Raw genomic sequence first — 23,661 nt, 5'->3', positions numbered from 1 at the left:
GCGCTCAGCGAGGCATGCTGTTGCTGCTAATGCGGTTCTGCATCGCCTCAGCAGCGGCGTTGCGAATGTTGGTTCTCATGCCTTCCTGGGTACGTGCCCTAACTTGCATGCCGGCGTTGCCAATTGACCCCGCCAGACGTTGTCCGCCTGATAGGGTGGATGTTGGCCCCGACATGCCTGCAAATCGGCCGACGGCGCGCGCTACGTTGCCAATGCCGGCGGCCACGCCACCGGTAATGCCCTGCGCGAGAACCTGAATGTTGAAGAGTACAAATGCTCCCGCGGCGCAAAGCAGCAGGAAAGCGGAAATGTCGCTAAGCTGAAGTTCCCGCTGGTTTGCAGCGCTCGTGACCTTTGTCAGTTCCGGGTCCATCGCTGAGATCAGGAATGCAGCCACGACGTAGACGAATAGTGGGATCAGCGCATACATCAGCACCTGCTGGAACCAGGCGACGCCCATGCCTCTTGTCTGTTGGAAGAGCATGCAGCCGATGAAGATAGGTGCGGTCCCGATCAGCACCCACATCATCACCTTGGCAAGGAGTAGGATCGCCAGAGCCACTGCAATGAAAACCGCCACTGCAAGCATGATCAGAAAACCGATCATGGACGGGAGTACCGCGAAATAACCGGACTGTTCCGCAAAGGCAGAAGCGGCCTCGTTTGCCGTTTTCCAGATCATCGAAAGGCCGTTTGTCGGCTCTGTGATGCCTGTCCCGGTGGCGGTCAGGATCGCCCGGCCCACATCTTCCGGAGTGTTATTCAGCCAGGAATAGAAAAGAGTGTTGAAATAGTCCCACTCCTTCACCAGCGCCAGAATGATCAACATACGGGCCACGCGACCAATGATCTCGCTGACGCTGATGCGGGCCGTTCCCATGAAGAGTTGGAGCCCGTAGTAGCCAACATATGCGATGAACATGATGGTGAGCAGCGGCACGATCTCATCGCCGACAATCCCATAGGCTTGCTCAGAGAAATCCGCGCCTGTCTGTTCAATTCTGTCCAGCAGATCGCCCAAGAAATCGTGCATCGTTGCAAATTGTCCTTATTCAACCGCGATTGCCTCGATTGCCGCCAGGGCGGCCGCTGCATCACCATTGACGCTGATCATCGGTCCGCATTCCTGGCGGGGATCCGGCGCGTAAGAAGTTAGATTGGCAGGTCTCTGGCAGGGTGCGGTCTTCTCCTTGGCCGCCGTACCGCAGCCGGCGACGCCGGCCGCGATTAGGACTGAAAACAGAACCTTTGCCGGCATGGTGATTTTACTGGTCACTGTAGGAGAGCGCCTTCTTCGAGTTGGAAATGTCCGTCAGGCGCCGCTGGTTATCGGCCTGAAGCGAAGACACGGCGCCGTTCATGACGCCGATCAGCTCGTTGATCGTCAGGCCGGCCTGAACCTGAAGCTGTGTATTCTGATCGATCGAGCCCTTGATGTCCTTGGCTTGGCCGATGTTTGCCCCGGCCTGCTCGAAAGAGGTGCGGCGCGTTTGGACTGCCTGCTGCGACCCAGTCACGAGCGCCGCGACACCGAGAACGGTGTTGACCATCTCTTCGTAAGACTTGTCGCCCGAAAACGAGCTGCCTGCCTGACCGGACAGGTTCTTCACCAGTTGCAGCCCATTGATGAAGGTCGTTGCCACCTTGGCAACATCGCCGCCCATGCCGCCGAAGTTCGGAACGCCACCCGACATCAGGCTGTCGAGGGACGGCATTTGAGAGACGCTGAAGCCATTGCCGACGGCAAGGTTCTGCATCTGATTGGCGTCGCTACCGCGATCGCCGGTCACCGCCTCAAGAGTGTCCTGGACCGTTTTCAGGACTTCCTTGTTGGTGCCGAGAATGTCATCGGTGGTTTTCGACGTTCTCTGCGCAATCTCAAGATTGGCAGCGTCGATGACCGGGACTTGAGCGGTTGCTGCGGACGCAAGGGCCACCGAGCACGCCGTTAAAATCAAACGTTTCATGGCAGTTCTCCTCATTGAGCGGTCAACATCAGATCTACGCTGGCTTCGCGCGCCCGCTTCTGGACGCAAGCCTTTTCTGTCGGGCTCCATTCAAGCCCCGCGCGAGGATCGCAAACGCCGGTCGTTTCGCGATCCTCGTCGTCGTCATGCTTCTTGAAGTCGCTCGTACGTGATGCGCCGGAAAGATTGCCGACATCGACCGCACTACGAGAATTCAAGAGGTCCGCCATCGTCGTGCCGAGGCGGATGACCTGGTTCATCATTTCGAGGTTGGCATTTCGCGCGCCGGAATTGTGGTCCCAACTGTCCTGGATCGTCCCGCTGGACATTGCGCCCAACTGCTGCAGCCAAGAGGCAACGTTTCCGCTGCTTTCCCCGATCGCCTGGGATGTCGCCATCGAATTAATCGTGGAGTCCCGCATCCCGGTGAAGGCGGAAGAACCGCCGCCATAATTCGCCGGAATATTCGCAACGTCGGAGCCGCCAAAAGCAGGAAGCCACTTTTGGGTGATGTTCGCCACATACCCCTGCGTTTCCTTGAAAGGCGGGATTCCGCCCCACTTCTGGACGTTACCAGGACCCGCGTTATAGGCGGCCAGTGCCAGATTGGTGTTGCCGTTGAAACGGCGAAGCTGCTGCTTCAGATAGCGCGCGCCGCCACGAAGATTGTCTTCCATGTCATAAGGATTGACCCCGAGATCCTTTGCCGTACCCGGCATGAGCTGAGAAAGCCCAATGGCGCCGACCGGCGATTTCGCACAGGGGTTGAACCGGCTTTCCTGGTAGACGAGCGCCATGAAGAGGCTTTCGTCGATGCCTTCTTCCTGGGCCACTCGCTTCACGAGGCCCGTGATTTCCGGGTTAGCTGTCGCAGCGGAAGCGGCGTCACCGCTGCGACCTGGACGATACATTGAGCAGGTCACGCTTTTGGTGACCGTATGACGGTCACTGTCCGTCTTCTCGATTTCCGTCGTCGTTTGGTCGCGTTTGGTGTCGGTCTCGAGCACCTTGCCGTCAAGCACCGGCACCTGAGAGTGCGCCGTTCCGAAGGCACCAAGCCACAGAGCAGAAATCGCCCACAAAGCAGGACTCTTCCTCATTCGGCCTTCTCCCATCCGCAAAATTCAGCCAGCCAATTTTCAGGTTCGTCGCCATATTGTTCCCGAAGCGCCGCGCACTCCTCGACGGTCTCCTTGCGGCCGGAAAGCACCTTCACGAGATCGGGCATGGCGGAGAGATCGAGCCGAGCGATGACCGAGTCATTGCCGTGCTTGATCAGGAAAGTTCGCTTTTCGGGCGGAGTGTTCTTGATGAAGTTGAATTCCTTCACCGTCAGGCCAAAGCGCTTGATGTAGCTCTCTTCGTCGGCCCGCGGGTTCGGAAAGTGGATGTTCGTCGCCGACTGCTCGATCAGCGTATGCGAGGCTTTTGCCTTGGCGATATCCGCCGCGGACTGGGTGCCGAAGCCAACAATGCCGTTGAGCTTGCGGATTGTTTTCATCTTGTCGGCGATGAACGCCGAAAAAGTCTCGTCCATAAGAAGCTGCCAGCCCTCGTCCATGAAGAACATGACGGGGTTTCCGTCGAGCAGCTCGTCGAGGCGATGATAGAGGTACATCAGCGCCGGCGTGCGGAGATCCTCGTTGCCGAGGATGTTCGTCATGTCGAACCCGAAGACGCTGCGACCCGAGAAAGAGAGGACGTCGTGCTGGGCGTTGAAGAGCCACGCCTTTTCACCTTCGATCCAAGGGCGAAGGCGAGAGTGAAGGTCATTGGCATCCGCCCGCGACCGGCCCACAAGGAGGGCGGCCAGGTTCGCTAGGTTTCGTTCCGCCGCAGGTTCCTGCATCAGGCGGACGATCGCCCGCTCAAGCGTATCCTCGTCTTCCTGAGTGAAGTCACTGCGATCACCGGAGCGCAGCATTGCCTTCAAGAGGCGAAGGAGGAATTCGCGGTTTGGGCCGGTATTTTCGAGCTGCAGCGGGTTAAAGCCGGTCGGCGTTCCCGGTGACAGCACTTCATATGAACCACCAATCGCCCTTACGAAGATTTCCGCGCCGCGATCCTTGTCGAAGAACACGGCTTTCGGCGTCGGTGAAACGCGCATCGCCTGTGCGAGCAGGAAGGTCAAAGCAACCGTTTTACCGGATCCGGTTGGTCCCGTGACGAGGAAGTGCCCGATGTCGCGGCGATGGAAGTTGAACCAGTACGGAGTCTGCGACGTGGTTTCGAGGATCGTGATCGGCAGTCCCCAATGAGTGCGATCGGCCTGGCCCGTCGCGAAATTGTGCATGGAGGACAGGCCGGAAAAATTCGCGCTCGACAACATCGCTTTGCGAGCAATGTAGCTGTGATTGCCGGGCAGTTGCGCCCAAAATCCCGCTTCGAGGTTCAGATCCTCGCGAAGCCAGGTGAGATTCATGTCGGTGAGGCAAGCACCGAGTTCGGAAACGGTGCGGCTAAGGCCCGGGAGATCGCGGGAGAGGCATAGGAGCGAAAGATGGTGGAAACCGAAGGCGGCTTCCTGGTTCATCAGGCTATTGAGCGCATAGTCGATATCCTGTTCGACTGAGCTACCGGCCTCGTCCGAGGCTCTGATCTGTCTCTGCAATCGACTAATACGTTCTTGAGCGATCGGCTTGTCGGCGATGGTGAAGGATTGCGTCAGAATGAATTCGTGGTTCACCTGCAGCAGGCCGTCCAGCATTCCCGGCCCGGTGAAGGGAGGATATTCCTTGATGGACAGCAGCGCCCCAAAGCGGGTGTCTTCATCGACAGCCGCTTGAGCTTGCATCGTCCGCTTGCTGAAATGCAGTCGCGACGTTCCGACATAATTGCGAATGCCCATGCGGGGCAGGCGCATCTTGCGCGGCACACCGCAGCTCAGGATCGCATTGAAGAACTCGCAGGGTTCGGAGTAGGGCTCGCCTTTCTCCTTCTCTTCACGCCCCTCAATCTTGGCCTCGTCGTCATTCCTGCGACGATAGGTAATTCCGAGCGCCCGGGCTCCATACTTTTGCAGATCGCGGACGATGTTGCCGATCAGCTCCTCAAGCTCTGTAACATCTTCGCGCGTTTGCTGGACCCGAGCGTCCCTGTTTGCCTTGTCAAAGAGCCTCTTCAACGAGTCGCCGACGCCGAGGGCGCCCCGCATCCCAGACCGCACGATCGTCAAGTATATTTCGTTCGTAAACATGCGCTTGTGGCGCAGTTGCCCCATGTAGCGCTTGTTCAACAGGTCGCAGAATGGTTCGTCGAAGGCGCCACTGATCTGCGTTTCGACCTCTCTCCGGATCACGGTTGACCAAAGAGAATAGCGGCTCGACCCCAGGGCACGGATCATCGTGTTCTGGACGACCGACCGCATGTTAAGCTCAGCCTGGTCCTCCGTCTGGAAGAACAGTCCATCGAGTTTGATGACGCTTAGAAGCGATCCGTTTTCCAGCCCGATCACTGTGTCGGAGACGTGTCGGAGATACGGAATATGAGTCGACATGGGCCGCTCATTGCTGGCGACCCGGCCGAATCCAAGCTCTTCTTTGACGACTTTCAGCATGGTCACGGTCCGTAAGAGTTGGTGCCCCAAAAGCGTGTGTTGGGCGTGCGGGGCGTCTTGCGGGACGTCACCTGCATCACGTCGAGGATCCTGTTGTCCCAGGTGCAGAGCGAGAACAGGACAAGGTAAGCAACCGGCGCGATGAGCAACGCCAGGAGGTCGTTCGTTGCAAGCCAGCCGATGATGGTGACGCCAACGATCAGCACCACCGCCATGTAGGGCACGCCCCAAAGCGTTGGGGACCGGGTTAACCCGATCACCAACGGCGTCAGAGCTGGCTTTTCGTCCTGAAACTCACTCATCGGTCACTGACCGACCGCCGAGATCATCTCGTCGACGATCGCGGGTGCGCCAAACACCAGACCGATTCCCATCACGACCGCGCCGGCAGTGAACCACGACAAGCGTCCGGCGAATGCCAGAAAGCCAAGCCCAATAACGGCGATGATCGCGAGCAGCCGACCGAACGGGCCGGTGATGAAATCGACGATCATCTGCACCGCCGTCTGCAGCGGCCCGAACGCGCCGCCTGCGCTCTGCGCCAGAGCCACATCGGCCCCCGCGATCTGGACTGCAGCCACGATGCCGAGCGTCGCTGCGAGCTTGAGAGCCTGAGACTTCCTCGTTTGCATTTCAAATTGCATGTTTTTCTCCTTTAAAAGTGCATGACACCGCCGACAAACTTGCCGGTCTTCTTCACGGCGATGACACCGGCGTCGCCGCTGTCACTCGCATCCGAGACCGCCTGCGGAGCGGCGGCCGGCCTGGCCCTGCCTTTCGCCGACGGCATTGGCAGCCCGAGTTGGTAGTTCACCACCTTGGCGACGTATCCGACTGTTTCCTGGAACGGCGGGATGCCGCCGTGTTGATAGATCCGCTGTTCGCCGCTGTTGTAGGCAGCCGCGACCAGGAGCGGGTTCTGAAACTCGTCGAGCAGAAAGCGCAGGTACTTCATCCCGCCCTCAATGTTCTGTGCGGGATCACAGATGTCCTTGACGCCGAACCGCGCAGCCGTAGCAGGCATGAGCTGCATCGGTCCGCGTGCGCCCTTTGGCGAATTGCGGCTTTGGTCAAAGCCGCTCTCCGCCCAGGCGATGGCCGTCGCGAAGACTTCATCGACGCGATATTTGCGCGCCGTCTGCACAACCAGAGACTTAACCTCTTCCTGGCTGAGCGGAGACGGACCACACCTATACACGTCTTTGGTGTTGTCATCGATCTGCCGAACTGCACCAATTTGCTGTATCGAGCCCGTAGGAATTTGCGGTTCACCAAGCCCGTTCGGCACGTTGTTGGAGGGGCTAGAGTTGCTCAAAGCTGCATCAATATGATGCAGACCCCCCAAATCATGGGGGCTTTTCTCAGCATTGTTCTGAGCCGCATTTTGCTGCGTTACTACGCCATTAGCGCCTAGCACGAACTCCTTCATTGAGCCGCGCCAGCGCTCATCGAAGTTCGTTGCAAGCGCCGCCTTGCTGTCGATAGGCCAAGTGCTTTTATCTGTTATAGGATTTGCAGATTTCTGCCCATCTTGGGCGTAAGAAATCGGACCCCAGCTCGTGCACAAAAGGGAGCTTCCCGCCAAAGCGGCCCAGCCCAAAACGCCTGCAAATCTAGCCCTTTTTTCCATCGCCGCGCGCCTAACTTGCGGTGTTGTGATCGAAACGAAAACCAACTAAGCTGGTAAAGGTGTCGCATCGATTTGGTTCAGCGATACAACTTTTCGAAGCAGACTTAAACCCCCTATTGCAGGGGAACGAGATGAAGCAATATGGGTAAGGGCTAGAAAATGAAACGGACCATCATCGCCGCACTCGCAAGTTGCGCTATCGCAACACCTGCTTTGTCCCTTTCGGACATCAACAAGGATTACATCAAATCGCTCGCAGCGCCGGGCAAGACGGTTCTCGTGCTCGAATATTACGACGGAAGCGGGAAGGTCGCCGATCGGAAGGGCTATGCAACAACGGCCGGATTTAAGGCCGTTTCACCGACCGACTTTCGCGTGGATGACAAGACAACACTGCACCTTTTTGGCCTGGAGCCATGCAAGGGCGAAATGGTCAATCGCAGTGAAGACTTCGCCGGGAGCTGCACCGATTATGCGCAGCAACAGCTTCAGATCCTGTTACAAAACCCGAAGGTCGTGTTTTGCCGTGCCTTCGTGAGCGAGCAAGGTTCGCCTGTCCAGAACGTCACCTGCTACGGCTACTATAATTTCCCCGGTAGCCTCGACTCCGTCGATATGTTCGAGGAGCAGCTTTTGTCGCTCGGCGCGCTCCGCCTCGCAAAAAAGCCAGATGGGACTCCCGTTCGTCCGGATCTCTCCAAAGCTGAGGAGATCGGCCAGAAGGGCTCATTCGGGATGTGGGCCGATCCGAGGGTGAAGGGTCAATGAGGAAGGCTCTTTCTCTTCTGTTGGCCCTCTTGCCGGCATCCGTATCCGCAGCACCGGCAGGCTATTTCGATCTTCTTCCTGGCGTCACCCTGGAAACGGGCGACACGTGGGTTTCTAATGGTGAAAGATTCCGCCTCTACGGCGTCCAGTCCTGTTTGCGCGGCACTGCCTATACGGACAAGCACGGGCAGAAACGCGACTGCGGCGAGGCGTCCCTTGCCGTGCTGGCGGCCTATATCAAGGACACCAAACCCGTTTGCGCCCCGGTGGTGAAGACAGACGGTATCGCTTACGTCGTCTGCTACGCCACAGTTGGGAAGGAGCGGCTTGATCTAGCAAACGTCCTGATCACGAGCGGATACGCCTTCGCGGCCCTCAACGGTGAGGGCATGCCCTATCACGTCCCCTATGCCGTGGCTGAGAAACTTGCGCGCGATAAGCGTGCCGGCCTCTGGCAGTTCGAAGACGTCCAGCATCCGGCCATCCTCTTGAGCCGCGAGGTGAATGCGCGCACCGAGAAGGCAGATCAATGAAGCGACACCTGCTTGCAGCCGCCGCGCTCGCTTTGATCCCCCACGCAGCGACAGCCGCGGATCTCATCAAGACTCCGGCCGCGGCGGCTCGGCCACCGCAGAGATTGAGCGAAGCTCCGATCTATCAGAATGCGGTCTACAATGGCCGAGTCGCCGTCATGGACGGCCGCACCCTGTGGTACCCGCAATATGCGCAGCGCGTTCGCCTCGTCGAGATTGACGCGTGCGAGCTCCCACAGTGGGCGATTGATCCCAAGTGGGTGGATCGCGGGCGGCAAAAGGCGCCTCCACCCGTTCCGTGCGGCCCACTTGCGAAGGCTTGGCTCAAGAGGACCATAGGCAGCAGACCGGTCGAATGTACCGTCATAGCGTATGGCAATGACGGTATCCCCCAGGCCCGCTGCACGTCAGCCGGCCGCGATATTGCGCTCGAGATGCTTGGTGTCGGATGGGCGCGTGTCGCGTCGCCCTATTCATACAACAGCCAATACCTGGCCTATCAGCAGCACGCGATGGCGGCCCGCTATGGCATGTGGGCCACTTACGTTCTCGACATGAACGAGTGGCGTCGCAAGGCCGTCGACAAGACGCTAGACCGCCAGCCGATCGCTGATTTCAACCTGCTTGTCGAACGGGAAAGCGAAATATCGCCGCCCTTCATCGACGCGCGGAAAAAGCCGAAGAGGACAGACCGATAGTTGCCCGACTTCGCACATATTGCGAGCTCATTCGCAACCGATCCGCTGGCGAGCTTAATGCTCACCATTCCCTTATCGTTTGCGCTGATCGTCGTTTCGGAACGAATCTGGTGGGTGCACGGTCCGTTCGCCCTGGCGCTCCTGATCGTTTCGATCCTCTTTCTCGATCAACGTCATCTGGCGCTGGACAGCTTTCTCGTCGGCCTATTCGCCTTTCCACCGCTTTGCCGGGACATTCCCAACCAGCCGATGCTTTTTCGAATCGGGGTTCTCTGGTTTTCAGCCTTCGCGATCGTTGCCGCCCTAATCTACGCAGCAGGCGGTCGAGTGCACCACGCCACACCGCTCGACAAGCTATTCGTCGACCACGCGTCTCCAGCCGCAACCATCATGAGGGCCAACTGACATGAAACACCTGCTTTATGCTGCAGCCGCTCTTGCTGCGCTTACCTTCGCCCCCACAGGAGCAAAGGCAGAAGATGCTTCCTGGGGCTGCCAGGTTCTCCTTTGCGCTGCCTCGCAAAATCCGTCCTGGCAGCGCGTTCCCTATTGCGTGCCCCCGATGAAGAGGCTGATCGCCGCAATGTCGAAGCCGGGATTTGATTGGCCCATTTGTCACGAGGCGAGGGCCGGCGAGCCAGGCCGGGAAGAGTTCGAGGACTGCCCTGCAGGGTCGCACCCCACCTCGAGCAATGATGGAGACGATAACCGCTTACGACGCAACGAGCAGAATCAATGCGTCCGGATCGTCGACAGATGCGAGAACCGAAACGAATTCAGCCGCCTTTATGGCGACGAAGACGCCAACCAGCGGAATAGAATTACAGTCAACGTTCTCACCAGCGGCAGCCACAACGACAATTTCTTGAATCGCAACAACCGCTACAACGGTTGCAAGGTGCAGGTAACGTCGCCCCGGCCGCGCCGTGCTAACGACTGGTATTTCGACATCCCGAATGACAAGGGCGTCAAGGAGCGCTTCTGGTTCAATCTCAGGACCTAAGCATCAGAGGAAACATTCAATGCACCAGAATGCCATAATCGCGATCGCAGCTACCCTCGGTTTAGCGGCTGGCGCCGGCGGCACCTACATTGCCACGTCCGAGCCGAAAGTCGAAGCTCAGGCCATCTCGAAAGCCGAACTGGTTGCGGCTATCTCCGCTGATCCATCTCTTTGCCCTATTCCGACCGTTGAAGCGCCGACAGAAGCCGAAGCATTGGCCGCCTACCGCAAAGCCCATGCGGCGTCTCCTCTCGTTTGGGATCGGAATAATCCGCCGGAAATCTCTCTGGCACTCGGGCAATGTGACAAGGCCGGGGCAGGGCCAGGTGTCGCTTGCATGACCTCAGTCAAGATGGGACCCGAAGCGCGGCCTATTCATCGAATCGTCGGCTTCGCTAAGTCAGCATCCGGCGAGTGGATCGCCACAATCAACTAAGAAAGAAGCCGCCCAACAAGGGCGGCTTTATTCTTCTGCCCTTCACGCTCGACCCAGCACATTGCCAGGCCAAGGCACAGGCCTATTCCACAGGCTCGGTCGTACTCAAGACGGCATCCATTTCTTCCGGCTTGAGCGAGCCTCGCGTCGCGAACAAATACGCGGCCAAATAGGTCAACTTTTGCCATCCTTGCTGATCGTTGCACGGCCGGTGGTTCACGATCCTTAGCCTGGCGGCCTCTTCCTCTTTCGTCACCTCGAGCAGAGCATTTGCGTAGACCACGTTGGTTACATCGCCAGCCGCGCGGCGTTCATCCCATTCGCGCACCGCCTCAGAAGTCGCCGATAGCGCCGCTATATGCCGCTCTATCATCGTATCCAACGACACCGCGGCTTCCATTCCAAAATCCTCTGTCATCGCACCCTCAATCCCAGGTTCCGCGCTAACTACTGGACCTCCCAAATCGAAGGGAGGGCAGGAGCCCGCTCCTGCTCCCGAGCTCGTGCGGAACAGCGGAAGAGAGGGGGACAAGCGCTAAACCGGAGGGGGATCACCCACCCGCAGGGCCGTGTCGGCGCAGCCGTCCGGTGCTGCAGGCCATCGGGCCGAAGCATGGGGAGACCGGTTTAGTGCTTGTGGGGGAGAGAGGGCAGGGCTCTTTCTTCCCCTCTCAGTGATTTGAAAATATGCGGCCTTCGGCCGTTATTTCGGTGCAATACGGAGAGGTAGTTTTCTCTCTCAACATAGGGCGATCGTACCGAGCTAATGGGCTTGCCTCAATGACAGCGGTTCCCCCATGTGTGGACGGCCCGTGGAATGCAAGACTGTGTTTATGGTAGCAACCAATCAGGTTCAGTCATGTGTCCGGCCTACAATCGCGGCATCGATGCCGCTGGCCCTGATGAAGTCCGCAGACGGAGAGCCAATCAATTTTGCGCGCTCAAAGCGCTGGGGGAACCCAGGCTTCACTCCGTCCCCGGCCTAACCGGTTCGCCATCACAACTCAGTCCTTCACTCCTCCGTCCGGCCGCGGGGCCGAACGGGATTCCTTCAGGCAGTTGCAGACCGATAGATCTCCTCCCGTCTGAGAATTGCCCATGCAATCCGCGCGGTTTTGTTTGCGATCGCCACCGACACCAGCCTCGCTGGCTTGCGATCTAGCAACCGTGCGATCCAAGGAAACGAAGGTGCGTCAAGACGGGCTCGGCGCACGACGGCAGTGGCACCGACCACCAGCAATCGTCGGAGCGTGCGATCGCCTTGTTTGCTGATCCGACCTAGCCGTTCTTTTCCGCCGCTGCTGTTTTGCCGAGGCGTCAGACCGAGCCAGGCCGCGAATTGTCGTGCCGATTTGAACTCGGCAGCATCTCCCACCGATGCTGCGATTGCCGCTGCCGTCAAAAAGCCTACCCCGGGGATGGTCATTAAACGCCGCGCGGCCGCTTCGTTCCGGCACCACTGCAATATGATCCGATCGAGCTCAGCGATCTTGTCACTGAGCTCCTCCAGTTGTTTCCGGATGTGCATGAAAGGGTGCCATGATGGCTCCGGAAGCTGGTCCTTCGCAACGTTGAGGGCTTCGAGCGCCGCCTTTAGGCCGAATCTACCCTGGGATGTTATGATACCAAACTCCGCGAGATGTCCACGCAGAGCATTGATGAGAGCGGTTCGCTGCCGCACGAGCAGATCTCGCGTCTTATGTTGCATTAACAGTGCCTGACGCTCGCAGCTCTTCACTGGCACGAAGCGCATTGTTGGGCGCGTCACCGCTTCGCAAATCGCCTCGGCATCCGCTGCATCATTCTTGCCGCGTTTGACGTATGGCTTCACGTATGCCGGTGGCATCAGCTTGACCTCGAACCCGAGGCGGCCAAGCTCCCGAGCCCAATAGTGAGAAGTCGAACAGGCTTCCATCCCGACAAGGCAGCGAGGCAACTGGTCAAAGAATTGCAGAAGCTGATTTCGACGAATCTGTCGGCGAGCGACAACGTTGCCGGCATCATCGACAGCATGGAGCTGAAAGACGTTCTTGGCCAGGTCGAGGCTGACGACAGTGATCTTCTCAAAAGCCATGAAGCGGTTCCTTCTCTGAGTTGCGCCTGGTGAAGCTACCACCACCCTTGCGCTGCGGTCTCGGAGGGCCGTCCACAGCATCAATTTTGCCGCGGGCGACAAAATCGGCTCCCCCATCTGCCCTTCGGGCCGCTTAGCGCGATCATTGACCCAAGCCCATCAGCTCGGGGGGCAGCCTCTGTTTTCAATCAGAGGAGCTGACGATGACTACTTACGACGAAATTCAGGGATTGCGGGCCGAGTTGGCGGCATCCATCGACGCTGGCGAGCGTCAGCAGATCGCGGCCGAGCTGGAGCGCGCCGTGGCGCAGCACCAGCAGGAAGAGGCCGCATTCGACGCGCTGATCAGCGTTGAGCCGCCTAACTAGGCGGCTCTCGATCTTTCCTGAGTGTCACTGTGACGGCGGCCGACGCCAACTTCATATTCGCCGGGCCGATTTGTCCGCACACGATAGAAACCGCTTCAAGCTCAAACCCGCCAGTAAAATGTAAGGCGGCATGGCGAGCGAATAGTGACCGCAGTTCAGTTCCAAAACATTCGGCCTGACTCCGGCGTCCTTCAGCTTCTGAATGAGGCGTCTCGATAGGTCGGGCAACACCACCTTGTCCCTCGTAGCCAACACGACGTGAAGTTCGAGATCGGACCGTGCCAGATTATGCGCGTAATTCTCCAAGTTGAGCGGACCCCATGCCCTTCGGAGATCGGTGAGCTCAATTACAGGCTCAAGGCTATCACGTATCGATCGGGTCGCGCGCCCCGTCCAAACCATGTCTGCGAGACTACCCGCCGTCAAAAATAACGAGGCTTTCGATACGGCCGGATCATGCGCAGCGATCAATCCCGCAACCCAGGAGCCAAGGCTCATGCCGAGAACCGAGACCTCTCGATAGCCTTCGCTCTTCAGCCAGCGGATGAGTTTTCGCCCATCCCATACGGCCTGCCTTACAGACTGGATCGTTCGGCCGAGATTCGAACTAAGCATATAATCGGCGTACAGCGAGCCGGGACGGCTGCGCTCGAAGTGATAAGGCATAGCAATCTCGACAACCGTGATCCCACGCTGCGAGAAAAACTTCGCAATCTGACGATTTCGGGCGCTGGCATTCCAGTGATGAAAAATCACCAATGCCTGATCGAGCGACCCGCTCTCGGTGATTTTTGCCCAAACGACGTTGTTCTCTTCGACGTCAGTAGAAATGTCCGATGGAAATCTGAGCCACCCATCGTGCCTTTCAAAGCCCTGACCGCTCCCGCTCGGCTCATCGTAGAAGCTTGAATCAGACAGGGCCTGGTCCGCAAGGACACAAAACTCGTCGATAGTTTCTATCCTCTTCTCGCCCGGAAAAGCCCGGCCGGCGTCGAGGATGAAATCCGTTACTTTCTTCGCTTCCTCACCGCGCCGCGCCCGCCGCTCGTCCCAACGATCAAGCCAATTATGATACACTCTGGTTGCTTCCTAACTCGCTTGCTCGCCATCGCCCGAACTCAGGATCAAAGAGGCCGTACGTCGCGAGCAGCACTCCAACTCCGACGAGGATCGAAAAGCCCTCAAAGGCATCGATCAACAAGTAGCTTGCAAAGAGCAACCCTACGACCGCAGACATCCTCCATAGAGGCACGCGAAACCGCTTTCCGACACCCAAGCGGATGGAACCGTACAGAAAAACGATACAGGTCGAAATGGCGACCAGGAGGCTGCTGTAATGCGTTGGCATTCTATAGCTGAAGCTAATGCCGCCGCCGTGGCTCTCATACAGGACCGAAGACATATCGTCGGCTATCCAGGTCACGATATCTCCTCCGTTCGAGCTCAGGTAAGAGCTTTGGACCTTCATGCATATGGCGATCAGAACACCCAGGACAGTGCACCGGAAAACTCCCCGCATCACCCTAAGGCCGATTTCACCGCCCTCGCGCCGATGTTCCACCGGTCGCATCGTTGATGCCTCTTCAATTCTCCAGAGATCATGGACGATCGTATGAAGCAGAATGAGGCCCGCGAAAAAAAGATAAAAGCAGAGGCACATGTAGAGATATGCGAGCGCCGTGAAAACAATCGAAACTGGCACTGATATGACGTCAGGTTGCACAATCGCTAACGTGCCCCAACTTGTCGCGTAGTCGTCACCGCCTTCTAGCAGCGGGATCAAACACACGCCGATCCACTGAAGAAGACCCGCGAACAAGACGCAGATCAAGAAAACCGCCCAGTATGTATACGAATAAGCTTGAACGTTGCGCGTCCAGCCATCGTCGATTTCCAACCGGTCGCCCGGCGCTACAAGCCTGAAGCGCGCGTCATGTTTCCAGAAGACCAGCAGCTCTATCACGAACGCGAAAAATAGCGGCAAGAGCACCATGAAGAGGAACGTCCAGTTCGGTGCCCATAGAAAACCGACCTGCTTAACGACACCATCCGCCCGGCTATAGGTGGCGCTGTGGATCCCCACGATATACGACAAAAACCCAAGGGCGGAGGCACCCGCGAATATCGACGCCGGTAGATTCAAGGGAGATCCATGGCTAAAAAGCGCCTCAGATGTTCTCGCCAAGCTGAAACCCTGTCTTCGCCGGGTGGCATCAATGCCTTGTGGCAGATCGCCCGCAGGATGCGTCTGATCATCGACCGTCACAGGCGGCGGCATAGCCTTCTTCGAATCTCGCCTCTTGGCGGTTAGCCGTGATTGGGCCGCGCTAAGCTCTATCTGCCATTCCCTTGTTGCTGCCGGATCATCGCACCCAAAAATCCTTGCCAGCCAACGAATGTTGGCGGTGCTAATTCCCTTGTCATTCTCTTGAAACCAGAGCTGCACTGTTCGCAGATCGACGCCGATCCGGTTGGAATCGATCTGTGAAATCGCCTCTGCGAGAAGTTCGGGCGTCCATGGGCCCGTGGGGAACCCATCACTGCCCAATGGCCGGCCCGCTCCCGCCGCAGCCAATTGTTTGAATAGCTCTTTGAAATCGCTCCCGTCCTTCGGCGGAGGAAGAAAAAACTTTCCGTTTTTTATCAACGGTTTACCGGCCCTGTTTTCGTTTCGCTTCGCTGGATTTCGTTTCCTATCGTGCCTCTGCCCTCAAACTACGGCCATTTCTGTTGAACGCAACTTTGTGGCGCTTCCAAGATGGAGCGTGCAACTGCCGGGAGGAGGGATCCTTTTGCCATCGATGAGGCACTCAACCATGTCAATTCTGCCATCGTCAGCGTTCCAGCATCCTACAGAGGCCGACAGCTTCTCAACTTCGCTTCGGTGCCATAGCAGGGGGCTCAGTTCATTCAGACTGCACACGGCGTTGAATGCGTTAGCTTCCGATGGCATTTCGTACGTAGAAATCGCGGGACCTTCGGGCGGGAAGGGACACAATATCGGGGCGGAAACTGCTGTTTCCCCTTCCCTTCGCGAGCTGATGGATCGTCATATTCTTGCGCAACGGGCGGCTACGGATGCCGTTCGTGCGTGGGATGAACTCAGGGCAGCGGGCGAGGTGACGAACGTCGCCTATGCAAACGGACTGTTGGGCGTTGCGAGCGATGAACAAGCCCGTTGGCTGGCGATTGTAAACTACAGGCCTCGGAGCGATCGAGAATCGAGGATGAAGCTGACCTATATGGCGGCTTACCTGATCGCAACACGCGGCACCTTGAACGCCAATGAGATGGATTCCGTATTGGAAACCCCTTGCGACCGCCCAAGCACATCCATTTCCTGAGATTCTATACGGGAGGCCGATGTCTCGCGCAGATGAGGGCGGATCAGTGAAGCGGTGATGTCTTCGCTTTCGAGATAAGCACGCCCCGCCGCTTCTTCGAACATCCTGTCCTTGACAAGATGTGCGCGACAGCAGGTTTCCGGCTTTGCCGGTTCGGAAGGTCCATGCCGGATTGCCTGCACCGCAGGAGAAGCGGGATGTGATTGCCTGTGGGAGGGGCGAGCGGCAAAACCGATGTGCCGGCCGCTCGCATAAGCACAAGGCATCGTCGTTTCCGCGAGTGGTACGGGCGGTGGCGATACGGATATCTTCCTGCATGGTGTCTCTGTGACCTCTCCGAACGAGGATCGCTCGCCCCGCATCCGCCGTTGAAGGCGCTTTGGCTTTCCGGACGAATCCTAATCGTTATTTTTCATGACATATAACGATTAGGGACGAGGGTATCGCGTCATGAGGAACGGCAGATGCGTCGCCACCTGCTCGGCCCCGGGGAGGGCCTGGGCTGTGGGATTTCTGCTGTCTGGAAAAATGCACCGGATGTGGGAGTGAAAGGATCTTCTTCCGGGCTGACCGGTTGAAAGGGGCGCCGATTCAATCCTGCGCCCCGAACCCCGATCGATCGGCAGCATAGGCGACGAAGACGGCTTTCAGGTGTTCGGCGGCCGGCGACAGGCTGTGCTGGCGGCGTTGCAGCAGCGAGACTTCACGCATGACGGTAGGATCGATGAGATCGACGGTGGTGATGTGCACGGCGGAGGCGAGTTGGCGGGAATTTTCTGGCAACACGGCGACGCCCATGCCGGCGGAGATCATGCTGATCGCAGTGGTCGAGAAGCGCACCTCGTATTTCGGCCGGGAGTTCGGCGCGACGCGGATCAGGTTGTGTTCGACGATGTTGCGCAGCGGGTTGGTGGCGGCGAGCGTGATCAGCGGCTCGTCCTTGAGTTCCGTCCAGCGCACCGATTTTCGTTTGGCGAAACGATGGTCCTCGCGGCAAACGAGCATCAGCTTGTCGCGCAAGAGCGGCGTGGCGGTGATCTCGGGATTGTCCTCCGAGAGCGTGCCGACGGCGATGTCCACCTCGTTGCGCTCCAGCGCCGGCGTGATCTGCTCTTCCGGCATGTCGCGGATGTTGACGGAGATTTCCGGATACATGCGCAGGAACCGGGCAATGATCGGCGGCACGATGGTCGCGGCAAGCACGATGGCCGCCGCGATCGTCACCTGGCCGCGCTTCAGCGAGGCGTTGTCCCTAACGTCGCCGACCGCAAGCTCCAGATCCTTCAAGACCTTGCGGGCCTGGGGCAGGAATTCCTGCCCCACCAGCGTCAGCGACACCATCCGGGTGTGGCGATCGAAGAGGCGCACGCCGATCTCCGATTCCAGCTCCCGGATGAGGATGCTGACCGCCGACTGGGTGAGGTGGAGGTTTCGCGCGGCGAGATTGAACTGGCCATGTTCCGCCACCGCGATGAAGGCCCTGAGTTGCCGCAGGGTGATGTTCATATAGGCGCCGCCCTTGCTCGCATGTGCTTCATTCGGCTTCCATCAAATCCGGATATGCCCTCCTCTGTCTAGCCCGCAAGCGCCGTGCGCTCCACATGCTCGGTCGTCTGGCCGGCCATCAGCAGACCGAGTTCTTCGAGGCGAGTACGGTCGGGCGGCAGTTCACCGAGGATTTCGCCGTGGAACATCACCAGAATGCGGTCGCAGATGGCGAAGAGTTCCTCCAGTTCCGTCGAGATGACCAGGATGGCGCGGCCGTTGTCCCGCTGCTTCAGCATTTCCTCCATCACGAATTCCATCGCGCCGATATCGATGCCGCGGGCAAGCTGGTTGACGAGGATGAAGTCCGGCTTGCGGGCGAGCTCGCGTGCGACCACCAGCTTCTGCTGGTTGCCGCCCGAAAGCGCGCTGATCGGCTGGTTCTCGTCACGGCACTTGACCCGGAAGCGCTTGATCAGGTCGCGGGTGTGCTCACTGATGACGCTGCGGTTCAGCATGCCGCCGGACGCGAAAGGCTTCTGGTCGTAGCGCTGCAGCACGGTGTTTTCGCTGAGCGACAGCGACAGCACCACGCCGTGTTTATGACGATCCTCCGGGATGTGGGAGAAACTGCTGGCATTGATCTCGGCCGGGTCGAGGCTGGTGATGTCCTTGCCGCTCAGCATTACCCGGCCGCTATCGACCGGCAACAGGCCGGAAAGCGCAAGCGACAGCTCCGTCTGACCGTTGCCGGAAACGCCGGCAATGCCGACGATCTCGCCGGCCCGCACGCTGAGGCTGACGCCTCGCACGGCGGGAAGGCCGGTTTCGCTGCGGCAGGTAAGGTTTTCCACCGACAGCACGACCTTGCCGGCCGGCGCCGGGCTGCGCGGCAGCTCCATGCGCACGTCGCGGCCGACCATCATCCGGGCAAGGTTGCGGGCATCGGTTTCGGCGACATTGACTGTCCGCACCACGCGCCCGTCGCGCATCACGCTGATGCGGTTGCTGACGCGCATCACCTCGTCCAGCTTGTGGGAGATGAAGACGATGGTCTTGCCGTCCTTGACGAGGTCGCCCATCAAAGCAAGCAGCCGGTCGGTTTCCTGCGGGGTGAGCACCGCGGTCGGCTCGTCGAGGATTAGCAGATCGACGCCGTGGAACAGGGCTTTGAGGATTTCCACGCGCTGCTGCTCGCCGACCGAAAGGTCTTCGATGATGGCGTCCGGGCGCACGTCGAGGGCATAGCGTTCGGAAAGCTCGCGGATCTTCGCATGCACCTTGGCCATGTCGTTGATGACGCGCAGCGCTGTGCCTTGGCCGAGGATGTAGTTTTCAGTGACGGTGAGGTTCGGCACCAGCATGAAATGCTGATGCACCATGCCGATGCGCTGGCGGATCGCCTCGCGCGGGCTGTTGAAGCGCACGGTCTCGCCCTTGTAGACGATCTCGCCTTCGTCGGGCCGCACCATGCCGCAGATCATGCTCATCAGCACGCTCTTGCCGGCGCCGTTTTCGCCGAGCAGCGAGTGGATCTCGCCCTCTTCGATTTCGAGCGACACGCCGTCGCTGGCGACGACCGAGCCGAAGCGCTTGCGGATATTGTCGATGCGCAGGAAAGGTTTCTGGGACATATCCGTTACCTCATCTCATAGGGCTGGCCGAGCTTGGCGGGGGCGGCACTCCTGCCGCGCACCACGACGAGCGTGATGATGGTCATCAGGTAGGGCAGGGCCTGCAGCACCTGATAGGGCACGACGATGGACGACTGGGCCTGCAGCATGAGTTGCAGCGCGTAGAATAGGCCGAAGAGCAGCGACACGCAGAAGGCGCCCGTCGGCGACCATCGTGCGAAGACCACGACTGCAAGGGCGATGAAGCCGCGGCCGGAGGTGATGCCTTCGACGAACTGGTTGGAGTGGCCGAGCGTCAGGAAGGCGCCGCCGAGGCCGGCAAGTCCGGTGCCGACCAGAACGGCGGCATAGCGGTAGCCGGCGACGTTAAGGCCGGCGACATCGGCCGCCTTCGGATGCTCGCCGACAGCGCGCAAGGTCAAGCCGAACGAGGTACGGAAGAGCACGAGGCTGCCGGCGATGGCGACGAGGATCGTCGAATAGACGATCAGGTTCTGGCGGAAGAAGGCCTCGCCGAGTAAGGGCAGGTCGCTGAGGAAGGGAATGTGGACCGGCTGGGCGATCTCGATGCCCTTGCCGGTCGAGACATAATAGGCACGGAACAGGAAGGCCGTGAGCCCCATGCCGAGCAGGTTCAGCGCCGCGCCCACCACGATCTGATCCGCCTTGATGGTGATGGTGAAGAAGGCGAAGATCAGTCCGAACAGCATGCCACCAGCGGTGCCGGCAACAAGCCCGAGGGGGATGCTGCCGGTGGCATAGGCCGCCGCGAAGCCGCAGAAGGCGCCGACGAGCATGGTGCCTTCTAGCCCGATATTGAGGACCCCGGCGCGCTCGGAAAACACTTCGCCGATCGAGGCGAAGATGAGGGGGGTTGCAAGCCTCCAGGCGGCGCCGACGAGCGTCGCAAGGAAGGTGAGAAACATCACGTTATCCATGAAAACGGTCCTTCCGCCTAAGCCACGATTCTCAGCACGTCGCGCAACTTGGCGAAGGCGACGACCGAGAGGATGACGATGCCCTGAATGACCAGTACGAGCACCTGCGGCACCTGCGAGGTGATCTGCAGAACCTCGGAGCCGGAGCGCAGCGTCGCGAAGAGCCCGCCCGAGAGGATGGCCGCCAGCGGATTGTTGCCGGCGAGCAGCGCCACCGCGATGCCCTCGAAGCCATAGCCGGGAGAAATGTTCTGGTAGAGCCTGTGGGTGACGCCGGCCACTTCGAAGGCTCCGGCAAGACCCGCCATCGCGCCGGAGATGCACATGGCGATCATGACGTTGCGGGCGACCTGCATGCCGGCATAGCGGGCGGCATGCGGATTGAGGCCGACGACGCGCAGCGCAAAGCCGCGGCTGCTGCGCTGCAGGAAGATATAGAGCGCCACCGCCAGCGCCACGGCGATGAGGATGCCGATATGCAGGCGCATGTCAGAAACGATGCGCGGTGTCCAGGCTTCCTTGATGAGGCGCGCGGATTGCGGATAGGCGGCGCTCGCATCGCGCATAGGGCCGGTGACGAGATAGCTCGTCAGGATCAGCGCGATATAGTTGAGCATGATCGTGGTGACGATCTCGCTGGCCTGAAATCGCACCTTCAGCCAGCCGGCAATGCCGGCCCATCCGGCGCCCGCGATTGCGCCGGCCAGCATGACCAGTGGCGCATGCAGCCAGACGGAAAGCCCGTCGAAATGGGTGCCGACGAGGGTGGCGGCGATCGCCCCAGCATAGAGCTGGCCTTCGGCGCCGATGTTCCAGATCGAGCAGCGGAAGGCGACGCAGAGGCCGGCGCCGATCAGGATCAGCGGCGTGGCTTTCAGCAGGATTTCGCCGAAGGAGCGCACGTCCTGAAACGAGCCGAAGATCATGACGATGACGACATCGCTGCCGTTGAAGCCGTTCAGCCACAACAGCGCTGCGCCGAAGGCGAGTGCGACGAGGACCGCCGCGATGGGGGTGACGGCGCTGATCGCGATCTGCGACAGCGTCCGGTAAAAAAAGTGGGCGGCTTGAGGATACACGGTCTCGCGCGCTCCCTGGTTTACCTGTTCCATGGGTCGGTCCGCATATTGGACGGCGAAAAGGGGCGCTGCGGCCGGTCGTCGGCCGCAGCGGAAGGCTGGTCATTCGCCGGTCTTGATCTCGCCGGCCGCGATCTTGTCGCTGATTGCCTTCACCTCGGCGCGGATTTCCGCCGGCACGGAAACCGGGCCGTCATCGCGGAAGCTGAACGAGATGACCTTCGGGTCCTTGAGGCCGAAGACGACGTTTTCTGTCGGGGGGTTGCCGTCCTTGATCGACTTGACCACCTCGACCACGCCCTGCGCATAATCGGCGACATAGAGGCCGAGGATGTTTTTCGGCGCGACCTGGGTGAAATCGCTGAAGATCGAGAAGGAGCGCACGTCGGGGCCGGATTCGGCGATCGCCTGATAGCCGCCGACGGTGGCACCCGAGGCGTTCGGCACGATGAAATCGGCACCCTGCGAGATCATGCTGAGCGCTGCTTCCTTGGCGGCGGTCGTATCGGTGAAGTTGCCGATATAGGCCTCGCTGATCGGGAAATCCGCGCTGACGCTTTTCGCGCCGTTCTTGAAGCCGGCGAAGGCCTGCTGGATCGGCGGGATTTCCATGCCGCCGACGAGGCCGGCCTTCTTGCCCATCTTCGCGGCGATTATGCCCATCAGGTAGAAGGGCTGGCTGGTGTCGGTGTTGAGGCCGATGACATTGCCTTCATGGATGGCGCTCGACGAGATCAGGAAGTAGACATCCGGGTAATCCTGCGCCACTTCGAGGGCTGCATCCTGAAATTCGAAGCCGTGGCCGAGGATGACCTTGTATCCCTGGCTGGCATAATCGCGGAAGGCCTTTTCGAAGGAGGCTGGGTTTTGCTGCAGCTCGACATAGCTGATCTTGGCGCCGAGCTGGGTTTCCACGCCCTTCAGCGCGTTGTAGCCGATGCGGTTCCAGCCTTCTTCGGAAACGCTGCCGGGTACGAGCAGGCCCATCTTGAAGTCTTCGGCCATCGCCATGGCCGGGATCGAAACGGCGATGGACAGAGCCGTCATGGTTTCCAGGAACGTGCGTCTAGAAAATCTCATTGTCATTCCTCCCATTGTGTTGATTTTTCAGGGCCGCGCCGGATCTTGGCGTCACTTCGCGCGGGTCTGGATTTCGCCGGCGACGATCTTTGCGCTGATGCCGTCGATGGTTTTGCGCAGGTCAGCCGGCACGGAGCGGCCGGCTGCGTCGTTGTAGGTGAACTTAATGACGTCGGTGTCCTTCAGGCCGAACTCGACAATGCTGTCCGGCACGGAACCGTTCTTGATAGCCGAGACGATGCGGACGATGCCCTGCCCGTAATCGGCGAGGAACGTGCCGAGCACGTTCTTCGGCGCCGCATCGGTGTAGTCGCTATAGACGCTGAAGGTGGCAGCATTCGCGCTCGATTCCCGCGCCGCCTGAATCACGCCCATGCCGGCGGAATTGGCATTGGGAACGACGAAATCCGACCCTTGCGAAATCATGCTGAAGGCCGCTTCCTTGGCCGCACTCGCATCGGTGAAGCTGCCGAGATAAACCGTCGATACCGGGAAATTCCGGTTGACGCTTTTCGCGCCGTTCCTGAAGCCCTCGAAAGCCTGCGTGATGGGCGGAATTTCCATGCCGCCGATCAGGCCGGCACCCTTGCCCATCGTCGCGGCGATCGCGCCCATCAGGTAGAAGGGCTGGCTGGCATCGGTGTTGAGGCCGATGACCCTGCCCTCATGCACGGCACTCGAAGAGATCAGGAAGACGGTGTCGGGAAAGTCCTCCGCCGTCGTGATGGCGGCATCCTGAAACTGAAAACCGTGGCCGAGCACGACATTGTAGCCCTGGCTCGCATAGTCGCGGAACGCCTTTTCGAAGGCGGGCGGGTTTTCGGGCAGCTCTACATAGCTGATCTTGGCGCCGAGTTCCTTTTCGACCCGCTTCAGGGCGTCGAAGGCGATCCGGTTCCAGCCTTCCTCGCCGATGCTGCCGGGCACGAGAAGGCCCATCTTGAAATCGTCGGCGCGGGCGAAGTCCGGCCCGGCGAGGCCAGAAAGTATCAATGCGGTGGCGGATGCAAGCAGCGAACGGCGTGAAAGTGCAGTCTGGTTCATCTCATTCTCCCCTTAGATTGAAAT

General features: G+C 59.4%; 26 protein-coding genes. 8 read left to right on the top strand and 18 right to left on the bottom strand.

Features of this window, described 5'->3' with window-relative positions:
* Nucleotides 1-4: 4 nt before the first annotated feature.
* From SINAR_RS0100470 to SINAR_RS0100435, 8 genes are read right to left on the bottom strand one after another with little or no spacing between them, the layout of a single operon-like run.
* Nucleotides 5-1,033, bottom strand: a complete 1,029-nt coding sequence (locus SINAR_RS0100470; protein ID WP_027997204.1) for a TrbL/VirB6 family protein — start codon at nucleotides 1,031-1,033, stop codon at nucleotides 5-7.
* Between the two features lie 15 nt (nucleotides 1,034-1,048).
* Nucleotides 1,049-1,276 (bottom strand): hypothetical protein, encoded by a 228-nt coding sequence (locus tag SINAR_RS0100465; protein WP_027997203.1) that lies wholly within the window; start codon nucleotides 1,274-1,276, stop codon nucleotides 1,049-1,051.
* Nucleotides 1,266-1,967, bottom strand: a complete 702-nt coding sequence (locus tag SINAR_RS0100460; protein WP_027997202.1) for a type IV secretion system protein — start codon at nucleotides 1,965-1,967, stop codon at nucleotides 1,266-1,268. The genes SINAR_RS0100465 and SINAR_RS0100460 overlap by 11 nt, the downstream gene beginning before the upstream one ends.
* Nucleotides 1,968-1,978: 11 nt before the next feature.
* Nucleotides 1,979-3,067 (bottom strand): lytic transglycosylase domain-containing protein, encoded by a 1,089-nt coding sequence (locus SINAR_RS0100455; RefSeq protein ID WP_027997201.1) that lies wholly within the window; start codon nucleotides 3,065-3,067, stop codon nucleotides 1,979-1,981.
* Nucleotides 3,064-5,523, bottom strand: a complete 2,460-nt coding sequence (locus SINAR_RS0100450; protein WP_027997200.1) for a VirB4 family type IV secretion/conjugal transfer ATPase — start codon at nucleotides 5,521-5,523, stop codon at nucleotides 3,064-3,066. The genes SINAR_RS0100455 and SINAR_RS0100450 overlap by 4 nt, the downstream gene beginning before the upstream one ends.
* A 2-nt stretch (nucleotides 5,524-5,525) precedes the next feature.
* On the bottom strand, nucleotides 5,526-5,825 hold the full coding sequence (locus tag SINAR_RS01000000132880) for a VirB3 family type IV secretion system protein (RefSeq protein WP_027997199.1): 300 nt from the start codon (nucleotides 5,823-5,825) through the stop codon (nucleotides 5,526-5,528).
* A gap of 3 nt (nucleotides 5,826-5,828) precedes the next feature.
* Nucleotides 5,829-6,167 (bottom strand): TrbC/VirB2 family type IV secretion system protein, encoded by a 339-nt coding sequence (locus SINAR_RS0100440; RefSeq protein ID WP_011971086.1) that lies wholly within the window; start codon nucleotides 6,165-6,167, stop codon nucleotides 5,829-5,831.
* Nucleotides 6,168-6,178: 11 nt separating this feature from the next.
* On the bottom strand, nucleotides 6,179-7,090 hold the full coding sequence (locus SINAR_RS0100435; RefSeq protein WP_027997198.1) for a lytic transglycosylase domain-containing protein: 912 nt from the start codon (nucleotides 7,088-7,090) through the stop codon (nucleotides 6,179-6,181).
* Between the two features lie 222 nt (nucleotides 7,091-7,312).
* On the opposite strand from SINAR_RS0100435, the gene SINAR_RS0100430 reads away from it, so the two are divergent.
* The 6 genes from SINAR_RS0100430 to SINAR_RS0100405 are packed head-to-tail and all read left to right on the top strand — an operon-like array spanning nucleotide 7,313 to nucleotide 10,591.
* The gene (locus SINAR_RS0100430) at nucleotides 7,313-7,921 is read left to right on the top strand and encodes a hypothetical protein (RefSeq protein ID WP_027997197.1); all 609 of its coding nucleotides are present in this window, start codon (nucleotides 7,313-7,315) and stop codon (nucleotides 7,919-7,921) included.
* Nucleotides 7,918-8,454 (top strand): thermonuclease family protein, encoded by a 537-nt coding sequence (locus SINAR_RS0100425; RefSeq protein WP_027997196.1) that lies wholly within the window; start codon nucleotides 7,918-7,920, stop codon nucleotides 8,452-8,454. Before SINAR_RS0100430 ends, SINAR_RS0100425 begins: the two co-directional genes overlap by 4 nt.
* A complete protein-coding gene (locus SINAR_RS0100420; protein WP_027997195.1) occupies nucleotides 8,451-9,152 on the top strand; it encodes a thermonuclease family protein in 702 nt (233 codons plus the stop codon). Before SINAR_RS0100425 ends, SINAR_RS0100420 begins: the two co-directional genes overlap by 4 nt.
* A gap of 57 nt (nucleotides 9,153-9,209) precedes the next feature.
* Nucleotides 9,210-9,557, top strand: coding sequence for a hypothetical protein (locus tag SINAR_RS0100415; protein WP_234710549.1), 348 nt, complete (start codon nucleotides 9,210-9,212; stop codon nucleotides 9,555-9,557).
* 1 nt (nucleotide 9,558) lies between these two features.
* Nucleotides 9,559-10,155, top strand: a complete 597-nt coding sequence (locus SINAR_RS0100410; RefSeq protein ID WP_027997193.1) for a hypothetical protein — start codon at nucleotides 9,559-9,561, stop codon at nucleotides 10,153-10,155.
* A gap of 19 nt (nucleotides 10,156-10,174) precedes the next feature.
* Entirely contained in the window at nucleotides 10,175-10,591 is a 417-nt protein-coding gene (locus SINAR_RS0100405) for a hypothetical protein (RefSeq protein ID WP_027997192.1), read from the top strand.
* 82 nt (nucleotides 10,592-10,673) lie between these two features.
* Here SINAR_RS0100405 and SINAR_RS0100400 read toward each other — a convergent pair whose 3' ends face one another.
* Together SINAR_RS0100400 and SINAR_RS0100395 are read right to left on the bottom strand one after the other, a co-directional pair.
* Nucleotides 10,674-11,009 (bottom strand): hypothetical protein, encoded by a 336-nt coding sequence (locus tag SINAR_RS0100400; RefSeq protein ID WP_027997191.1) that lies wholly within the window; start codon nucleotides 11,007-11,009, stop codon nucleotides 10,674-10,676.
* Between the two features lie 633 nt (nucleotides 11,010-11,642).
* Nucleotides 11,643-12,665 (bottom strand): IS110 family RNA-guided transposase, encoded by a 1,023-nt coding sequence (locus SINAR_RS0100395; protein WP_033056884.1) that lies wholly within the window; start codon nucleotides 12,663-12,665, stop codon nucleotides 11,643-11,645.
* 203 nt (nucleotides 12,666-12,868) lie between these two features.
* On the opposite strand from SINAR_RS0100395, the gene SINAR_RS1000000137285 reads away from it, so the two are divergent.
* Nucleotides 12,869-13,033, top strand: coding sequence for a hypothetical protein (locus SINAR_RS1000000137285; RefSeq protein ID WP_167333574.1), 165 nt, complete (start codon nucleotides 12,869-12,871; stop codon nucleotides 13,031-13,033).
* A gap of 51 nt (nucleotides 13,034-13,084) precedes the next feature.
* Here the strand turns inward: SINAR_RS1000000137285 and SINAR_RS0100385 are convergent, their stop codons facing one another.
* A complete protein-coding gene (locus SINAR_RS0100385; protein ID WP_027997189.1) occupies nucleotides 13,085-14,110 on the bottom strand; it encodes an RcgR family putative quorum lactone hydrolase in 1,026 nt (341 codons plus the stop codon).
* Nucleotides 14,100-15,680, bottom strand: a complete 1,581-nt coding sequence (locus SINAR_RS0100380; RefSeq protein ID WP_027997188.1) for an RcgA family putative transporter — start codon at nucleotides 15,678-15,680, stop codon at nucleotides 14,100-14,102. The genes SINAR_RS0100385 and SINAR_RS0100380 overlap by 11 nt, the downstream gene beginning before the upstream one ends.
* Before the next feature lie 169 nt (nucleotides 15,681-15,849).
* Between SINAR_RS0100380 and SINAR_RS1000000138410 the strand changes: the two genes are divergently transcribed.
* A complete protein-coding gene (locus SINAR_RS1000000138410; RefSeq protein WP_419761316.1) occupies nucleotides 15,850-16,377 on the top strand; it encodes a hypothetical protein in 528 nt (175 codons plus the stop codon).
* A gap of 591 nt (nucleotides 16,378-16,968) precedes the next feature.
* Here SINAR_RS1000000138410 and SINAR_RS0100370 read toward each other — a convergent pair.
* The 6 genes from SINAR_RS0100370 to SINAR_RS0100345 all read right to left on the bottom strand — a co-directional run bounded on the left by SINAR_RS0100370 (nucleotide 16,969) and on the right by SINAR_RS0100345 (nucleotide 23,637).
* Complete coding sequence (locus tag SINAR_RS0100370) at nucleotides 16,969-17,883, bottom strand: LysR family transcriptional regulator (protein WP_027997186.1); 915 nt, start codon at nucleotides 17,881-17,883, stop codon at nucleotides 16,969-16,971.
* Between the two features lie 68 nt (nucleotides 17,884-17,951).
* Complete coding sequence (locus tag SINAR_RS0100365; RefSeq protein ID WP_027997185.1) at nucleotides 17,952-19,496, bottom strand: ABC transporter ATP-binding protein; 1,545 nt, start codon at nucleotides 19,494-19,496, stop codon at nucleotides 17,952-17,954.
* A gap of 5 nt (nucleotides 19,497-19,501) precedes the next feature.
* On the bottom strand, nucleotides 19,502-20,434 hold the full coding sequence (locus tag SINAR_RS0100360) for an ABC transporter permease (RefSeq protein ID WP_027997184.1): 933 nt from the start codon (nucleotides 20,432-20,434) through the stop codon (nucleotides 19,502-19,504).
* Nucleotides 20,435-20,451: 17 nt separating this feature from the next.
* Nucleotides 20,452-21,546, bottom strand: a complete 1,095-nt coding sequence (locus tag SINAR_RS0100355; protein WP_084616909.1) for an ABC transporter permease — start codon at nucleotides 21,544-21,546, stop codon at nucleotides 20,452-20,454.
* Nucleotides 21,547-21,615: 69 nt separating this feature from the next.
* Nucleotides 21,616-22,560, bottom strand: coding sequence for a BMP family protein (locus SINAR_RS0100350; protein WP_419761318.1), 945 nt, complete (start codon nucleotides 22,558-22,560; stop codon nucleotides 21,616-21,618).
* 84 nt (nucleotides 22,561-22,644) lie between these two features.
* On the bottom strand, nucleotides 22,645-23,637 hold the full coding sequence (locus SINAR_RS0100345) for a BMP family protein (protein WP_033056860.1): 993 nt from the start codon (nucleotides 23,635-23,637) through the stop codon (nucleotides 22,645-22,647).
* Nucleotides 23,638-23,661: the final 24 nt, after the last annotated feature.

The organism is Sinorhizobium arboris LMG 14919, assembly GCF_000427465.1.
Taxonomy (GTDB): Bacteria; Pseudomonadota; Alphaproteobacteria; order Rhizobiales; family Rhizobiaceae; genus Sinorhizobium; species Sinorhizobium arboris.
This window is presented reverse-complemented; position numbering and strand designations above follow the sequence as displayed.

Bases quoted from the DNA above. Each gene is read 5' to 3' on its own strand.
- SINAR_RS0100470 (WP_027997204.1), bottom strand. From the start codon at position 1,033: ATGCACGATTTCTTGGGCGATCTGCTGGACAGAATTGAACAGACAGGC.
- SINAR_RS0100460 (WP_027997202.1), bottom strand. From the start codon at position 1,967: ATGAAACGTTTGATTTTAACGGCGTGCTCGGTGGCCCTTGCGTCCGCA.
- SINAR_RS0100455 (WP_027997201.1), bottom strand. From the start codon at position 3,067: ATGAGGAAGAGTCCTGCTTTGTGGGCGATTTCTGCTCTGTGGCTTGGT.
- SINAR_RS0100450 (WP_027997200.1), bottom strand. From the start codon at position 5,523: ATGCTGAAAGTCGTCAAAGAAGAGCTTGGATTCGGCCGGGTCGCCAGC.
- SINAR_RS01000000132880 (WP_027997199.1), bottom strand. From the start codon at position 5,825: ATGAGTGAGTTTCAGGACGAAAAGCCAGCTCTGACGCCGTTGGTGATC.
- SINAR_RS0100440 (WP_011971086.1), bottom strand. From the start codon at position 6,167: ATGCAATTTGAAATGCAAACGAGGAAGTCTCAGGCTCTCAAGCTCGCA.
- SINAR_RS0100430 (WP_027997197.1), top strand. From the start codon at position 7,313: ATGAAACGGACCATCATCGCCGCACTCGCAAGTTGCGCTATCGCAACA.
- SINAR_RS0100425 (WP_027997196.1), top strand. From the start codon at position 7,918: ATGAGGAAGGCTCTTTCTCTTCTGTTGGCCCTCTTGCCGGCATCCGTA.
- SINAR_RS0100420 (WP_027997195.1), top strand. From the start codon at position 8,451: ATGAAGCGACACCTGCTTGCAGCCGCCGCGCTCGCTTTGATCCCCCAC.
- SINAR_RS0100415 (WP_234710549.1), top strand. From the start codon at position 9,210: ATGCTCACCATTCCCTTATCGTTTGCGCTGATCGTCGTTTCGGAACGA.
- SINAR_RS0100410 (WP_027997193.1), top strand. From the start codon at position 9,559: ATGAAACACCTGCTTTATGCTGCAGCCGCTCTTGCTGCGCTTACCTTC.
- SINAR_RS0100405 (WP_027997192.1), top strand. From the start codon at position 10,175: ATGCACCAGAATGCCATAATCGCGATCGCAGCTACCCTCGGTTTAGCG.
- SINAR_RS0100400 (WP_027997191.1), bottom strand. From the start codon at position 11,009: ATGACAGAGGATTTTGGAATGGAAGCCGCGGTGTCGTTGGATACGATG.
- SINAR_RS0100395 (WP_033056884.1), bottom strand. From the start codon at position 12,665: ATGGCTTTTGAGAAGATCACTGTCGTCAGCCTCGACCTGGCCAAGAAC.
- SINAR_RS1000000137285 (WP_167333574.1), top strand. From the start codon at position 12,869: ATGACTACTTACGACGAAATTCAGGGATTGCGGGCCGAGTTGGCGGCA.
- SINAR_RS1000000138410 (WP_419761316.1), top strand. From the start codon at position 15,850: ATGTCAATTCTGCCATCGTCAGCGTTCCAGCATCCTACAGAGGCCGAC.
- SINAR_RS0100370 (WP_027997186.1), bottom strand. From the start codon at position 17,883: ATGAACATCACCCTGCGGCAACTCAGGGCCTTCATCGCGGTGGCGGAA.
- SINAR_RS0100365 (WP_027997185.1), bottom strand. From the start codon at position 19,496: ATGTCCCAGAAACCTTTCCTGCGCATCGACAATATCCGCAAGCGCTTC.
- SINAR_RS0100360 (WP_027997184.1), bottom strand. From the start codon at position 20,434: ATGGATAACGTGATGTTTCTCACCTTCCTTGCGACGCTCGTCGGCGCC.
- SINAR_RS0100355 (WP_084616909.1), bottom strand. From the start codon at position 21,546: ATGGAACAGGTAAACCAGGGAGCGCGCGAGACCGTGTATCCTCAAGCC.
- SINAR_RS0100350 (WP_419761318.1), bottom strand. From the start codon at position 22,560: ATGACGGCTCTGTCCATCGCCGTTTCGATCCCGGCCATGGCGATGGCC.
- SINAR_RS0100345 (WP_033056860.1), bottom strand. From the start codon at position 23,637: ATGAACCAGACTGCACTTTCACGCCGTTCGCTGCTTGCATCCGCCACC.